This is a genomic window from Streptosporangium sp. NPDC049046 (genome assembly GCF_040649155.1).
Classification (GTDB): Bacteria; Actinomycetota; Actinomycetes; order Streptosporangiales; family Streptosporangiaceae; genus Streptosporangium.
This window is the reverse complement of sequence record NZ_JBEZEZ010000030.1, coordinates 73,493-88,087: the sequence shown is the minus strand read 5'-3', so window position 1 is coordinate 88,087 and position 14,595 is coordinate 73,493. Positions and strand designations below refer to the sequence as shown.

Sequence of the window (14,595 nt, the reverse complement as noted above, 5' to 3'; positions counted from 1 at the left end):
CTCCGGGACCGCCGAGGGGTCACTCCGTGGTGAGGGCCGACATGTTGTCATAACTGATCTGGGCGAACTGCAGCGACTGGCCCGGGTTCGCCGTACCACCCGGAGCGGTGTCCTGCTCGTACATCGGGTAGTGGTGCTGGCTGGTCAGCCCCCGGAAGAACGTCGTGTAGTCGATGTCGCCCGTACCGAAGGGCACCATGTCGTAGCCGTTGGCGGTCGCGGTGTTGATCTTTCCGTCCTTGGCGTGGAACAGCGGATACCGGCGCTCCTGCGCCTGGACGAGAGCGAGAGGGTTGAAAACGTTGGTCTGGACGGAGCCGTCGGGGGCGGTGTAGGTCTTGAACTTGTACTGGGCGACGTGCGCCCAGTAGATGTCCATCTCCAGGTTCACGAACTTGGGATCGGTGACGCCCAGGAAGTACTCCAGCTTCCTGACCCCCGAGGAGCGCGTCGGACGGCCCTGCACGTCCAGCGGTCCGCTGTCGAGAAGGAAGTTGTAGGCGGCGTCGTGGTTGTGGGTGTACAGCTTGACGTAGCCGGAGTTCCGGGCGATCTCCCCGAGGATGTTCCACTTCTCGGCGGCGATGTCCCAGTCGGCCTTGTAGTTGCTGTTGGTGGGGTCGTTACCGGTGCCCATGTGGTCCATGCCGAGGATGTTGGCGATCTCCAGGCTGACCTTGAACCGGTCGAGATCCGTCTGGGTCAGCGGCCATGACCCCGGGATGAACCCGTGGTTGCCCTCGGCCCGCAGCCCGTTGGCGTCCAGCCACGAGCGCAGCAGCTTCGCCCCGGCGATGTTCTCCAGGTTCTGCCCGCCCTCGGCGTTGGCGTGCTGCGTGAGGCCGGCGAACTCGATGCGCTCGTAGCCGATGTCGCTGAGCGCCTTGAACACCTCCTTGAACCCCGACGGCAGGGTCGTCGTGTTGGGGTCGCGGGAGATGGCGTCACGGACCGTGTAGAGGATGATGCCGCGCTTGCTGTCGCGGATCAGGGGGGCGGCCGCGGCGGCCGAGGCCCTGCCCGGCAGTGCGGTGATGGCCGCCGCCGCGGCCATACCCGTGGTCGCGGCGAACAACTGTCGACGGGTCAGTCCCAGCTTGCGCCCGAGGGCGCCGCCTTCGACCTGGTCGTCATCGTGGGCATGGAAAGTATTCACACATATCCATTCGTGTGAAGGACGCGTGCGCTGACCGACGTCACAGCGAAAATGAGGTGTCTGGAGGGCTTCAGCGTGCCACCGATGCCGACATCCGGCACTGGGGGCCTCCGAACGCACCACTGCCGCTTATCGCGCACCGTGAGTAATTGTTAACGCCGAAATATCGCTTCGTCAATGAAAGTCCGGACTCTTCCCACATAAGTCTCCGAGGGAAGTTCACCCCTTTTCAGGCCAACCAAAAACACCCCTTTTGACCAGGCAAAAGTCCGGAGATCGACCTCCCGCGCACCCGGCACAAACCTTTTCAGCCCGCATCGGCGTGCGCAGGATCCTTCCCTCCCCGCGCGGCGCCGAAGCGCGTCCACGACGCGGTCGCCGCCGCCCCGTGTGGGCCGGCCGCCCCTGACGGGTTCGCACATCCCGTCCTCACCGGCCGGGACGGCTTCACTCGTGTTCACCGGGCGCCTTCGGCCGCCGGCTTGACTGTGCCGTAGCGGCATGGTTTGTGATGCGTCCATGAGTCGAAGCACCTGGGTTTATCTGGGGTCGTACAGTCTCTCCCTGCTGGGGAACGGGGTCGCGTCCGTCCTGTTCCCGTTGCTGGTGCTCGCGAAGACCGGTGACATCCTCGCCGCCGGCGTCCTGGCGTCGGTGACCGCCGCGGTCGCCGCGGTCGTGGGAATGCTCACCGGGGTGGTCGTCGACCGGGTGAACCGGCGGACGGTATCGATCGTCAGTGACGTGTTGTCCGCCGCGTCGGTCGCCGCGGTCCCGGTCGTGGACGCGTTGTGGGGGTTGAACCTGACGTGGTTCATCGTGCTGGGCGTGATCGGCGCGTTCGGGGACATGCCGGGGATGACGGCGCGGGAGACGCTGCTTCCCCGCCTCGTCCACCTCGACGGCGGTAAGCCGGGTGCGCTGGACCGGCTGGTAGGTGTCCGCGAGTCGCTGGCGGGCGCGCTGATGCTGATCGGGCCCGGCCTGGGCGGGCTGCTGGTGTGGCTGTTCGGTGTGAGTGCCGCCGCGTTGTTCATCACCGCCGGAATGAGCCTTGCCGCGGCGTTGCTGTCGTTCGCGATGTCGTCCCGAGCGGGAGAGATCCCGCTGACCGATGTCCGCGCCGCGGGGACGGGAGTTCGCGGGGTGTTCACCGACCTGGCGACCGGGTGGCGGTTCCTGCTCGGGCACCGACTGGTGCTGGGCGCGAGCCTGCTGTCGGCGGTGTTCGTCGCGGTGATCGTGGCGTTGCAGGCGACGATCATGCCCGCCTACTTCACGAGCGAGAACCTGCCGGAGTTCAGCGGGTTCGCGGCGACCGGGATCGCGGTCGGTGGTCTTCTCAGCGCGGGCGTGTACGCGGCGACCGTGGGGAAGGTGTCGCGCCGCGCCTGGTTCGTGATCGGGATGGTCGGCACAGGCATCGGATTCACCGTGATCGGCATGATGGCGGCGCCCTGGACGGTGCTGGCCGCGGCCGTGTTCATCGGCCTGACCAACGGCCCCATGTCCGCGGTGCTGGGGGTGGCGACCATCGAGGCGACTCCGGATGAGATGCGCGGACGTGTCCTCGGTGCGCAGAACGCTCTCATGCTCGCGGCACCTGCCCTCACCTCGGCTCCCATCGCCGCGTTCGCCTCCGGGTTCGGGCTCGCGACGGCGGGGATCGGGATCGCGGTCGTGATCGTGGTGACCGTCGTGGTCGCGCTGTGCGTCCCCGCGTTCCGGTCGTTGGACACAATAGGTGTGGCGGTGGAGGCGAAGGAGGGGTGATCGTGGCGTGGAGCACCAGGCAACTCGCGGACCTCGCCGGCGTCACGCTGCGCTCGATCCGTCACTGGCACGACATCGGGCTCCTGCCCGAACCCGAACGGCTCACGAACGGCTACAAGCAGTACACCGCCCGGCACCTCGTCCTCGCGCTGCGCATCAACCGCCTCGCCGGCCTCGGTTTCCTCCTCGACGACGTCGCCCGGATGCTCGATTCCGAAGAGCACGGTCAGAAATCCCTGCGCGGACTACGCATGGAACTCGACACCAGAATCGCCGACCTCGAACGCATTCGATCCGAGGTCGACGAGCTGATCGGTCTCGGGGTGTCACCTGACCTGTCTCCCGAGGCACTCCTCGCGATGGAGGCACTCGGCAACGATCCCGCCTCACGCAACGTCGCCCTCTTTCTCACCCGCCTGATAACGAAGGAGGACACGCTCACCTTCGTCAAGGCCCTGAAAGACGCACCTGAGGACCTCCTCCACGTCAACACTGCGATCCAGGAGCTACCCGCCGACGCCTCGGAACACGAGATCGCCCCACTCGTCGACCGTGCGGTCGCCGCGATCCGCGTGTTCCTCGCCACCCACGGCAACGCGCTCCCGGCCTTCCCCGACAGCGCTGGGGAGCGAACGAACAGCGACGCACTGACAGCACTCATAACGGAGAACATGAATCCCGCCCAGCGGCGCACCATGCGACTCATCGGCGAACACTTCGACCGCAGCCCCGAGTTGGACATCACGTTCGGCGCCGCGAAACGCGCCGAAGGGCCGCGGACGATAACCGTCCCGGTCACCTGAATCCATGACCACATATTCGTAGTGGTACGACGGAGTCGTACCCGTCTCAGGGAAGCCGACCGATCTCGAAGTCGTCGAAGTACACCCGGGTCTCCGTGGAATCCCCCGGCCGCTTTCCCACGGTGAGCCCGAACCTGGGTCTGCCTTTGGCCCCGTCCGCGTCCTCGTCCACGGCCTCGGCCACGAGACGGTCGTTCACCCAGAGCGCCAGACTCACCTCGTCCCCGTCCCGGGAGCACTCGGCCCGGAGCGTCGCCTTCTCCTTGGAGAAGGCGGGCGTGAGGAGATCGGGCGTCATGTCCCACGCGGTCACGCTGGTGTTCTTGCGGATCCTCGCACGCCCGTCCGGACGAATCTCCAGGGTGTAGTAGTGAAGGTGCTCGTCGTCGAGTTTGTAGTCGCAGGAGACCCCGGTCCAGGCGTTCCAGGGCGTGCCTTTGGCGATGTCGATCCGGACGGCGACCAGCGCGCGCTCGGGAGGCTCCGCGTTGACAGGCGCATCGGTCCAGCGGTCGCTGTTGGAGAAGTCGGTGGCCAGCGTGTAGCGGCCGTCCCCGGTGTAGCCGCGGGGCGTGTCCACCCGTGTCCCGTCGTTGGGCCAGCCGGACTTGTCGTTGCCGAAGTCGTCCCGGTACAGCACGTCGGTACTCACGGGCGGGCCCTGGGGGAGCGCGCGGATTCCGATCACGGTGCCCGCCGCCAACAGGAGAGCTCCGGCCGCCGCACCGCCCACGACCGCCGAACGCCGCCGGAACCACGGCGTCCGACCCGCTTCCCGCTCCGCCGGGCCCGTCACCCGCACGGTCGGCGGGAGCAGGCCGAAGAGGTTCAACCGCAGCGTGTCCGCCAGCTTGGCGGTGTCCTCCGCGTCGTTCCTTCCGACCAGGCCGGACAGCAGGTCCTGCGCGGTCGGCCGGGCCTCCGGGTCCTTGTCGAGCGCGGCCTTCACCAGATCACGCAGGCCCTGTTCGAGGTCCTCCAGGTCCGGGGTGTGGTGCATGACCCGGTAGAGCGCCTCGGGCATGTTCCGTGCGGCGAAGGGAGACCTCCCCGTCGCGGCGGCGACCACCACGCACCCCCAGGCGAAGATGTCGGCGGGCGGGCCTGACGTTCCTCCGGAGAACCGCTCGGGAGCCATGTAGTCGGGAGTACCGATGACACGGCCCGTCGAGGTCTGTCCACCGTTCGCGTCCAGGGCACGGGCGATACCGAAGTCGATCACCCTGGGGCCCAGCGGTGACAGCAGCACGTTGGCCGGTTTGAGGTCTCGGTGCATGACCCCCGCACCGTGAATCGCGGTGAGCGCGAGCGCCACCCCAACGGCGAGCGCCTCCAGGTTGGCCCCGCTCAGCGTGCCGTGATCGCGCAGCACACGGGCGAGGTCGGGCCCGGCGACGTACTCCGTCACGACCCAGAGCGGCTCACCCTCCAGCCGGGCGTCCAGGACCGGAGCGGTACAGAACCGGCTCACCTTCCGCGCCGCGGCCACCTCGTTCTTGAACCGCGCCACGAACTCCGGGTCGGCGGCCAGATTCGTGTTGATCACCTTGATGGCCACCGGCCCTGACGGTCCCTCGGCGAGATAGACCGTCCCCATCCCACCCCTGCCCAGGCGCCCGGCGATGCGATAGGGACCGAGCACGGTCGGGTCGGCGGGTTCAAGACCGAGCACGGGAGGAAGTCCGTATGCCGTCACAGCGGAAGATCCTAGATCGCACGCGTTGCCGACGGAACACGATATCCAGCCAGAACGATCGAAATCGATCGACCCGGAGTTCATCGAAGAACGCCACGGTCGATCAGGTGATCGTCTTCCAGCCGGTCGCCCGGCGGGCGACCGGCAGGCCGGAGGGTGAGGCGAAGCCGAACACGGTCGCGTGAACGACGTCGGCTGGATGCGCTTGGCCGTTGAACCGGCCGGGCGTCACTTGCGTGACGCCCGGCCTCACGGTCCTGCCACTGGTGGGACGGCCCGGTTAGCCGGTCAGGGCGCCTTCCTCGGGAGGTACAGGTCGACGGAACTGTGAATGATCAGATGGTCGGAGCAGGGATGGGTGTCGCAGTTACCGGCGTCGACGATGTCGACGCCGTCGATCGGCACGCTGAAGTGGTCACGGCTGAGGAAGGTGTAGTCGATCTTGCGGTTGCCGCCGACCCGCGTGGGCCGGCCACCCCTGACGGGTTCGCACATCCCGTCCTCGCCGACGCAACTGCTCCAGTAGGTGTCGGTCTCCCAGAAGTTTCCGCTCCCTGCCGGGTAGTAGAGCGTGCCGATCGCGGCGTCGTCCGGGGTGAGGTTGAGGTCGCCCATCAGGATGAACGGCCTGGAGTTCGCCTCGGGGCCGAACACGCGGGTCAACTCCCGGGTCTCGGCCTGCGCCCCGGAGGCGTCGCCGTCGGCCAGGTGTGTCGAACAGGCCTTCACCGGCTGATTGGCCGGCGGGAAGTTGGCCACGACGCAGGCGACGCTGCGTTCCTCCGTGATCACGGGCTGGTCGCGCTCCTCCAGCTTGTGGTCACTGGTGAACATGTAGCCCTTCTGCTGGGTCACTTCGGCACGTACCAGGATGGCGTTCCCCGCCTCGTTGCGGGTGTCGGGGAAGACGATGCAGTCGGGGACGAACGTGCGGGACTCCTGGAAGTAGCCCTGCATCGCGTATCCGGCCGCCGCCAACTGGTCCACCAGGTGCGCGTACTGACGGTCACAGATCTCGTTGAGCGAGATCACGTCGGGGCGGCGCGCCTGCACCTCCCTCACGATCCGCCCGATGATCGGGTAGGTGCCGTTGTTCAGGATGCCGCCGGACAGGTTGAAGTGCATCAGCTTCAGCGGCGTGACGGGGTTGAAGCGCACGCCGCTGGTGGCGACGCCGCTGGTGTTGCTGTTACGCAGATGCCACTGGAAGGGGCCGTTGGTCAGGGGCAGCGCGACCGCGGGGGTGTCGGAGCCGTTGCCGTCCCAGTCACCCGTGGCGAAGAACACCGACGACGCGCTGCCGCTGCCGTAGGTGAACGTCACATTGGCCGATCCGGCGTTGTTGGTGTTGCGCAGCTGCCAGGTGAAGGGACTGGTGGCGGTGTTGATGAATCCGATGGTGTCGCGGCCGTCGTTGTTCCAGTCGCCCGCGATGGGCTTGCCCGTACCGCTGCTGTAGGTGAAGGTGAGGTCGGCGCTCCCGGCGGTGTTGTTGTTGCGCAGCAGGTACGTGTTGGGACTGCCCGGCCGGAACAGGCCCGGGGTGTCGTCGCCGTCCTTGTCCCAGTCTCCGACCAAGGGCTGGGTGTCCGAGGCCGCACCGTAGCCGAAGGTCACGTTGGCGGACCCCGATGAATTGCTGTTGCGCAGTTGCCACGACGGCGTTCCGCCGGTGCGTACGAAGACCCCCGGGGTGTCGATGTCGTCGTTGTTCCAGTCGCCTACGATCGGTGTCGCGCCACTGGCGCCGTAGGTGAAGACGGTGTCGGGGACGAGGTTGTCGACCCAGAAGTTGTCGTATCGGTCCGTCAGGTACCACGTCATCGGGTTCGTGGAGGTGTCCACGATGCCGTACGTGTCCGTACCGTCACCGTCCCAGTCTCCCGAGATGATGACCCTGTCCTGGGATTGCGCCGCGGCCGGTGCGACCGGCGACACGACCGCCATCGGCACCACGGTGAAGAGCGCCGAGACGATAATCGTGACAATCCTTCGTAACACTCGAATACCTCTTTCGGATTCCTCGCGAGGTCGAGGTGAGTTCATGCTGAGTCGGCGAATCACGAAGTCGATAAAGCGCATGATTCGCGGCGGACCGTCACGGTCTCGTAGCTGCGGGGCATGAGACGGTGGAAATCAGTCCGCTGAGGCTCCGTTCGGCGATCCGGCACCGATGCGGAGCGGTGAATCCTCAGGCGGCGCGGACGCGGAGAACGACGTCGGTGTCGATGTCGATGCCGTGTTCGGCGACGGTGCCACACTGAGGGGGTGGTGAGAGCCGTCGGCCTTGCCACTCGCGATCGGAGCGGGAGTGCCGACGAGCCGTCACGGATGTCGGCGGCGGTGACCTGCACCGCCCACGACGTCCGGGAGCACCGGTGACGATGCCACGTCTTCTGCCGACGCTTCCCCTTCGCGGCGTCGTTTTTCCAGGTGACAGCGGGTACGTTGGCCGAGGATGTGACGCCCGGGCGTCCGTCACCCGGGAAGTCGGTTCGAACTCGCGCCTTCGGGCGACGCGGACCGGCCGGCGCGGCGAGCCGCTGAAGCGCCATCGGGCGAGACGGTCGCCCGCCCCGGCCAGGGACGGATGGCCGTCGCGCCGGGCGGCGCCGGGGCATGGCTGTGCGGTCGAGACGAGGAAGGTGCGCGGGTCATGCTCACGCGGTCGGCGCTTGGACCAACCAAAGCCATCAGGCGAGCTCCAGATGTATTGATACGAACGCGACTTTCATTCGAACTCGATGACGAAACTACATTGCCAAACTCCAGACTGTAAAGCCTTTTCCATCCTGGTCGAAAAGCGTTGAGTTTCCTCACAGAGTGTGCGTCTCATCGGCCGGGAAACGGCCGGAATCCTCGCCGTTCAGGAGGAGCTCGATGGCTTCGCGCGGTCGCTCGGCATCGCCTTGGAGCGCACGACCGACACCTACGATTCACTGGTGCGCGCCGCACTGACCCCGGCCTAGAACCTGGAACAGGGACAGGTCACCGTCCTCAACCGGGTCACCACACGGCAGGCAGACCGCTTTCACGTCCATGGCCGGCTGGACCGCCGTGAACGCGGCTGTGCGGACGACGTCAGCGTGGCCGGGCTTCTTCCATCGGCCGGAAATCGGCGGTAATGCCGGGCTCGGCGGGTTTCCGCCCTGCAGCTGTGACCACTGTGGGTCCGGTGACTCAAGCGCGAAGGCCGGGCGTCACGGGGGTGACGCCCGGCCTCGCGGTCGGGTCCGGTTGACGGGGGGCGCCCGTCAACCGGGGATAGCCGTTACCGGTGGGACGGCCCGGTTAGCCGATCAGGTGCTTCATGATCTTCTTGATGGTCGCGGCGCGCTCGGCCGGGGAGGCCACCTGCTCCAGGCCGAAGCCGAGGAAGACGGTGTCCTTCGTCGAGACGGCCGCCGTCTTGTCGGCCTGTGCCCTGGCGAAGTCACCGGCGCCCGTCGGGCTGCCCGGGGGCGGTCCGGGGATCGCCCAGGCGCCGAGACCGGACTCGAAGCCCTCGGCGGCGAGCTGGCCGCCGACGGTGGTGACCTTGGTGTCGTCCACGAACACGCCGGCGCCGCCGGTGGCGGGGTCGGTCACGTAGCTGACCGACACCTCGACCTTCTTGCCCGCGTACGCGGACAGGTCGAAGGCGACCTGCTGCCAGCCGCCGGAGCTACCGGTGAAGGCGTTCCAGGAACCACTCGTCCCGGTCGGCGTGCAGGGGTTGCCCGGGGTTAGGTAGCGCAGCAGCCACGGGTGCTCGTCCAGCAGGAAGCCGACCTCGCACTGGGCGGGGACGTCGGTGCTGGTTCGGCCGTTGAGGTCGGGCAGGGTGGTCCAGTCGTCCTGGCCGACCGTGTGCGCCTCGACGATGACGTTGTCGTAGCCCTCCTCGGTGTCGTACGAGAGCTGGAACTGCAGCTTGGGCTGCTGCGCGGCCGGGACTGCCGCGAGGTCGATCGTGCGCGTCAGCCTCTTGTACGCGTCGTCGGTGTGCGGGCCCGCCACGTACCAGCCGCCCTCGACCGGGTCGAACGGGCCGGTCGCCCCGATGTAGTCGCCCGAGGCCCAGCTCTTGAACTGGGGGAACTTCGCGGGCGGCAGCGTGTTGCTGGTCACCTGCAGGTTGCCCGCCTCGTCCAGCGGGTTGTCGGCGAGCGCCGGGCCGCCGAAGGTGCCGCTCGCGCCGTTCAGCCCGGGACCGGTGCCGGTGAACCCGGTCGGCCCGACACGCGGGTTGCGGCCGTAGACACCGAGGTAGTACTGGGCGAAGTCGTCGGCGAGGATGAGGCACTCCTCGAAGAAGCCGTCCTGGGTGGTGATGACGCAGTCGGAGTCCGGCGCGCCGTCCAGGCCGTAGTAGATGCCGCCGAGGCTGGTGCCGAAGAAGCCGAAGTATCCCGCGGTCTCCCCGGTGTAGAGCAGCTTGCCTCCCTCGTTGAGGTAGTCGCGGACGGAGACGGTCAGATCCTGCTGCTCGCGCTTGACGTCCATGTCGGGAAGCGGGCCGAACGGGGTCTCGGTCTCCACGTCCTGGGCGTCCATCGCGAGCCGGTCGTCACCGAGGTACCAGGCCACCGCCTTGAAGTGGCCGAGCACCCCGAGGTGGTGCGGCACGCCCTGGGCGTCGACGTCCCACGTCTCCGAGGCGTATCCGGCGGTCTGCAGCGCCTGCCTGTACTGCGCCGCGTACTTCGGCGCGGTCACCGACGCCGGGTAGTCGGGGTTGAATCCCGTGTAGTCCTCGTTCGCCACGATGAGGACCTTGGCCTTGGACTTCTTCTCCAGCTTGTACGTGAAGTGTTCGCTCTCCACGGTCCCGACGCCGGGCTTGTGGCCGGTGAACCAGACCTCGACCTTGTCTCCCGGTTTCGCGCCCTCCACCTTGGAGCGGTACTCGGCGAAGTACAGCTTGTTCTCGTCGCCGTACCGCTCGCCGCCCTTCCACTCGCTGAGGCCGCGCTGGCGCACCGGGCCGCCGTTGATACGGAAGCGCAGTTGCTTGGTGAGCAGGGACCTCCGCATGGTGACGGCCACCGGCTGCGGGTCACCGTACGAGACGGTGAAGCTGTCGGGCCGGAAGTCGGGGACCGTGCGGCCCACCGGGGAGACCGGCGCGTCGGGGGTCTTCACGGACTTGGCGAGATTGACCGCGAGCGGGACGTTCTTGGCGAACTCCGCCTGGATCAGGGCCTCGCTGTCGGGGAAGGTGAAGCCCGAGCCGCCCGCGCAGTCGGCGAGCGTCCACTCGTCGTCGGGGACGCTCTCGACCGCGACCTCGCAGGTGCTCATCTCCGGTGTGATCGTGAGCGCGTCGTGCTTGTTGGTCATGTGACCGTCGGTCTCGCCGTTGGTCGTGTAGAGCTCGGCGCCGATGTCGGGGTCGTAGCCGGGTACGGCCGGGGTCGCGTCGTCACCGAGCAGCGCCTCGAAGATGAGGTCGTCGGGAGAGGGGGTCGCCTGCTGCCAGCCGACGCCGTACAGCAGCAGCTGGGCGGCCGAGTGGTAGTTGAGGATGTAGGTGAAGTCGACCCGCTTGGCGAGGTTGTCGACGGCCTTGGTCTCGGGTTCCGACTGCGCGCTCGGGCCCCGGTAGGTCTGGCTCGCCGGGTTGTCGGAGGAGCCCTCGTTGTCGTAGCCCCACTTGTAGGCGAAGTTACGGTTCAGGTCGACGCCGTCGGCGCTGGTGATCTGGCCGTCGTTGTTGTTGTCGCGGAGGTTCTTGCGCCAGAGGCGGTTGCCCGCGGTGAAGGTGTGGTCGTAGCCGTCGGGGTTGGAGACGGGGATGAACCAGAGCTCGACGTTGTCGACGAGCTGGGTGATCTGGGGATTGGTGCCGTAGCCGTTCAGGTAGTGGAGCAGGAGCCTGCGGTTCATCTCCGGGGTGATCCACTCACGGGCGTGCTGGGCGGACATGTAGAGCACGGCCTTGCGCGCCCCGTCCTTGAGCTGCCGCGCGTTCTTCGTCACCTTGATCGCGGTGAGCGGCTGCCCCTTGACCGTGGTGCCGAGGTCGACGACCTTGGCGATGTTCGGCTTGGCGTTCGCCGCGTTGACGATCTGCTCGCGGATGCCGCCGGCGCCGCTGTACGGCTTGAAGACGCCGTCCCCCTTCGCCGCCTGCCTGCTCGCCGCCGCGGGCCGCTGGACCTTCAGGTCGAGGCCCGCCTTGCCGAGCTGCTCCGCCTGGGCCGCGCCGAGGATCGCCTCGACGCTGACCTTCTCCCCGTTCGCGGACCTGGTGATCCGCAGTTCCTCACGCTCGACACCCGACTTCAGCAGCTCGTCCATCTGCTGCGGGGTGAGCTCGCCGACGTAGACGCTCACTCCGTCGTCGCCGTCGGCGGATGGATCGGGTACCGCCGCCGCGGGCGTGCTCACCATCAGGCCCAGAAGCAGGACCGCGATTGCGAGAACGACCGATCTCGCACGTTTCATTGCGACCTCCGTACATCCCCCGAAAGATAGGAATGCACGAAATCTGGGGGATAGTCGGACCTGAGTCAACGTCAACCATCGCCATGATTCCGCGCTGACCTGATCCGGTCAGGAGGCGCCCGGGACTTCCGGAATCGCGAGGGACGCGCGGCGTGCGAGTCCTCGAAGACGCTCCCGAAGCCCTCTCCGAAGCCGTCTTCATGGACCGTCTCCGGAGACGGTCCATGAAGACGGCGAGGGTCCCGGCCGGGCGAACCTGGCCGGGGCCCTCCTGGCGGGGAACCGCGAAACCGTCAGCTCCCGAAGTCGCCCGTGGCGACCCCGGCCGCGTAGCGAAGCCCGCCGTACAGGTGGGCGCGGAAGTTCGGCTCACTGTAGGACTCGATGGTGTGGCCGAGGCCGGTGTACCAGGACCGGCCGCCCTCGTACGTCCTGTACCAGGCGATCGGGTGGTCGTCTCCCATCGACCCGCCGGAGTAGGTCGACTCGTCCAGCGTGGCGAGCACGTGGACGGTGGAGCGCGGGTTGGTGCGGTAGTTGTACAGCTCGTCGGTGCGCACCCAGGTCGTCGGCAGGTGAGCCGTCGAGGGGTGCGCGCCGTCCTCCACCCGCACGGTCACCTGCTGGATCTCGGGGTGGGAGGAGAAGTAGGCGCCGACGAGGCCGCCGTAGAAGGGCCAGTCGTACTCGGTGTCGGCGGCGGAGTGGACGCCCACGTATCCGCCACCGTCCGCGACGTACGACTCGAACGCCGTCTTCTGCGCGGCGTCGAGCACGTCGCCGGTGGTCATCAGGAAGACGACCGCCCGGTATCGGGCGAGGTTCTCGGCGGTGAAGACACCGGCGTCCTCGGTGGCGTCGACGGTGAAGCCGTTCTCGGTCGCGAGCTCGCCCAGCGCGGCGATGCCCGCCGGGATGGAGTCGTGCCGGAACCCGGCCGTCTTGGAGAAGACCAGAACCTCGTATGCCGGATCAACGGTCATAAACGGAGCACCCAGACCAATCGTGACGACGATCATCGCGGTGATCACCGCGATGTATTGCGTACCCTAAATCCCCATTTTTCATAGGAAGTAGCTGTATCGCGTAGATCGCTGGGTGCCGTACCCCCGCGCGTGGCGGAGCCGGAGAGCCGGGATCCCCCTCGGTGGGGCCCACCGGCGCCGGTCGGGGCCAGATGGCCGCGATCGGATAAACCAGTCGAAGCCAGGGCGGAGAAGCCGGGATCATGACTTCCATGACGTTTCACGACGACAAGGACAGCGGCCGATCCCGCCGGGAGATCCTCGCCGAGTTGCACGACTCGCTGGATCGGCGGTACCGGCCCGAGGACGTCGCCGATCTGGTGCTGCCAGCACTGGACGGGCAGCTGTCGCGGCGTGAGCGTACGGTGTTGGAGCGCGCGGCCAGGTACTCCTCCCGTCGCGAGGGCTGGTTCTCCTCGATGTCCACCGATTACGCGAGGCCGGTCGGCGGTACCCGGCAGGTCGCGGCGGCGAGCCGTCTGTTCGAGCGGTCGGCGCAGGTCGACCCCGACGTTCCCGAGTCGCTGCTGGAGTTCGCGGCGAACATGGGGCGCGAGATCCGGTGGACGCCGGACCGCGGTGACTTCCTGGCCGACCGGCTCAACCGGGACGCCCGGAAGGCCGCGGGCATGGACCTGTCCAAGCGGCAGTACAACCGCCGGTTCAGGGTGCTGCGCCGGGTCGCCGCCAAGGCGGGCACGCTGGGTACCGAGCAGGTCAAGCGGCGTCTGCTCATGGTGGGCGTCACGGGATTCGGCGCGGACATCCCACTGGAGCGGTTCGTCTCCGACGTCGACGCCGCGTGCTTCGTGGCGTACTACACCGCGCGTCGCAAAACACGCCGGAAGTTCAGCCTGTCCGGGCGGGACAATCCGTTCGACGAGATCGCGTCGATGCTGCTCGACCGGTGCGCGGACCGGAGCGACTGGTGGATGATCGCCCAGGTACGCACGACTCCCGACATCCTTGGACGCCTGACCGACGAGGAGCGTGGACGGCTGCTGGGTCAGTGGTCGGCCGTCATGCGGCACAGCGCCGATGTGCTACGCGCCTGCTGGAACCCCGGCACCGACCGCACCACGATGCTCGTACGGCGCGGGGACGACTCCACCACGTGGAACAACCTGGCGGTCGCCTACAACGCGGCCCGGGCCGCCTGGTTGTCCTGCCTGGCGTCGCTGGACGCGTTGGAACTGCTGGAAGTGGCCTGTCCCGGCAAGGTGATGCGCCTGATGGCCGCCGATCTGGCCGCCTGGCATCGCGAGACCGGCGGCGACGTCGATCCCGACACCGCGGTGTGGGCGGCGCTGCCGCTGCCCTGGGAGGTGCTGGACGGCACCGCGGCCTGCCCGCGGGTCACCGTGGAGGCGGCCTGCCATGCGGCCGGGCTGGACCCGGAGCAGACGGGGTGGACCGCGCCCGCGGCTCGACGTGGCGTCGCGGTGTTTCGGCCGACGCCCGAACTGGTGCACGGGGTGACCGTCGCCGATCCGGTGTGGGCGGCCCTGCTGCGGCGTGCCGGGGTGTTCAGCGGCAGGAGCGTGAAGCCCGAGCTGGCCGCCGACGCCCGCCACGGACTGGCCTCCGGAGTCGTGGTCGGTGATCTGCCCGCCGCGGACCTCCCGGAGAAATAGGCCGGTCACCCCGCTGAGGGTCAGCGGTGGCGCCGCCGGGCTTCGGATCGGGTGAGCGCCGGTGCGGGCCCGTCGGCGC

General features: G+C 67.9%; 9 protein-coding genes. 4 read left to right on the top strand and 5 right to left on the bottom strand.

The window, feature by feature from the left end:
• Nucleotides 1–19: 19 nt before the first annotated feature.
• On the bottom strand, nucleotides 20–1,156 hold the full coding sequence (locus AB0B96_RS32890; RefSeq protein WP_362905049.1) for a TIM barrel protein: 1,137 nt from the start codon (nucleotides 1,154–1,156) through the stop codon (nucleotides 20–22).
• Nucleotides 1,157–1,675: 519 nt separating this feature from the next.
• On the opposite strand from AB0B96_RS32890, the gene AB0B96_RS32885 reads away from it, so the two are divergent.
• Both AB0B96_RS32885 and AB0B96_RS32880 read left to right on the top strand, forming a co-directional pair.
• Nucleotides 1,676–2,929: an MFS transporter gene (locus tag AB0B96_RS32885; protein ID WP_362905047.1), complete on the top strand. Its 1,254-nt coding sequence runs from the start codon at nucleotides 1,676–1,678 to the stop codon at nucleotides 2,927–2,929.
• Nucleotides 2,930–2,931: 2 nt separating this feature from the next.
• A complete protein-coding gene (locus AB0B96_RS32880) occupies nucleotides 2,932–3,732 on the top strand; it encodes a MerR family transcriptional regulator (RefSeq protein ID WP_362905045.1) in 801 nt (266 codons plus the stop codon).
• A 46-nt stretch (nucleotides 3,733–3,778) separates the two neighbouring features.
• Here the strand turns inward: AB0B96_RS32880 and AB0B96_RS32875 are convergent, their stop codons facing one another.
• Complete coding sequence (locus AB0B96_RS32875) at nucleotides 3,779–5,428, bottom strand: serine/threonine-protein kinase (RefSeq protein ID WP_362905043.1); 1,650 nt, start codon at nucleotides 5,426–5,428, stop codon at nucleotides 3,779–3,781.
• A 288-nt stretch (nucleotides 5,429–5,716) separates the two neighbouring features.
• Nucleotides 5,717–7,375, bottom strand: a complete 1,659-nt coding sequence (locus AB0B96_RS32870; RefSeq protein ID WP_362905041.1) for an endonuclease/exonuclease/phosphatase family protein — start codon at nucleotides 7,373–7,375, stop codon at nucleotides 5,717–5,719.
• Nucleotides 7,376–8,253: 878 nt separating this feature from the next.
• Here AB0B96_RS32870 and AB0B96_RS32865 point away from each other — a divergent pair.
• Entirely contained in the window at nucleotides 8,254–8,397 is a 144-nt protein-coding gene (locus AB0B96_RS32865; protein ID WP_362905039.1) for a hypothetical protein, read from the top strand.
• Between the two features lie 322 nt (nucleotides 8,398–8,719).
• Here AB0B96_RS32865 and AB0B96_RS32860 read toward each other — a convergent pair whose 3' ends face one another.
• Nucleotides 8,720–11,857 (bottom strand): M14 family zinc carboxypeptidase, encoded by a 3,138-nt coding sequence (locus tag AB0B96_RS32860; protein ID WP_362905037.1) that lies wholly within the window; start codon nucleotides 11,855–11,857, stop codon nucleotides 8,720–8,722.
• A 293-nt stretch (nucleotides 11,858–12,150) separates the two neighbouring features.
• Nucleotides 12,151–12,840 (bottom strand): ThuA domain-containing protein, encoded by a 690-nt coding sequence (locus AB0B96_RS32855; protein ID WP_362905035.1) that lies wholly within the window; start codon nucleotides 12,838–12,840, stop codon nucleotides 12,151–12,153.
• Between the two features lie 254 nt (nucleotides 12,841–13,094).
• Here AB0B96_RS32855 and AB0B96_RS32850 point away from each other — a divergent pair, with 254 nt between their 5' ends.
• Nucleotides 13,095–14,516, top strand: a complete 1,422-nt coding sequence (locus AB0B96_RS32850; protein WP_362905033.1) for a hypothetical protein — start codon at nucleotides 13,095–13,097, stop codon at nucleotides 14,514–14,516.
• Nucleotides 14,517–14,595: the final 79 nt, after the last annotated feature.

Excerpts from the sequence above, each read along its gene's own strand:
- AB0B96_RS32885 (WP_362905047.1), top strand. The coding sequence starts at position 1,676 with ATGAGTCGAAGCACCTGGGTTTATCTGGGGTCGTACAGTCTCTCCCTG.
- AB0B96_RS32870 (WP_362905041.1), bottom strand. The coding sequence starts at position 7,375 with ATGGCGGTCGTGTCGCCGGTCGCACCGGCCGCGGCGCAATCCCAGGAC.
- AB0B96_RS32860 (WP_362905037.1), bottom strand. The coding sequence starts at position 11,857 with ATGAAACGTGCGAGATCGGTCGTTCTCGCAATCGCGGTCCTGCTTCTG.
- AB0B96_RS32855 (WP_362905035.1), bottom strand. The coding sequence starts at position 12,840 with ATGACCGTTGATCCGGCATACGAGGTTCTGGTCTTCTCCAAGACGGCC.
- AB0B96_RS32850 (WP_362905033.1), top strand. The coding sequence starts at position 13,095 with ATGACGTTTCACGACGACAAGGACAGCGGCCGATCCCGCCGGGAGATC.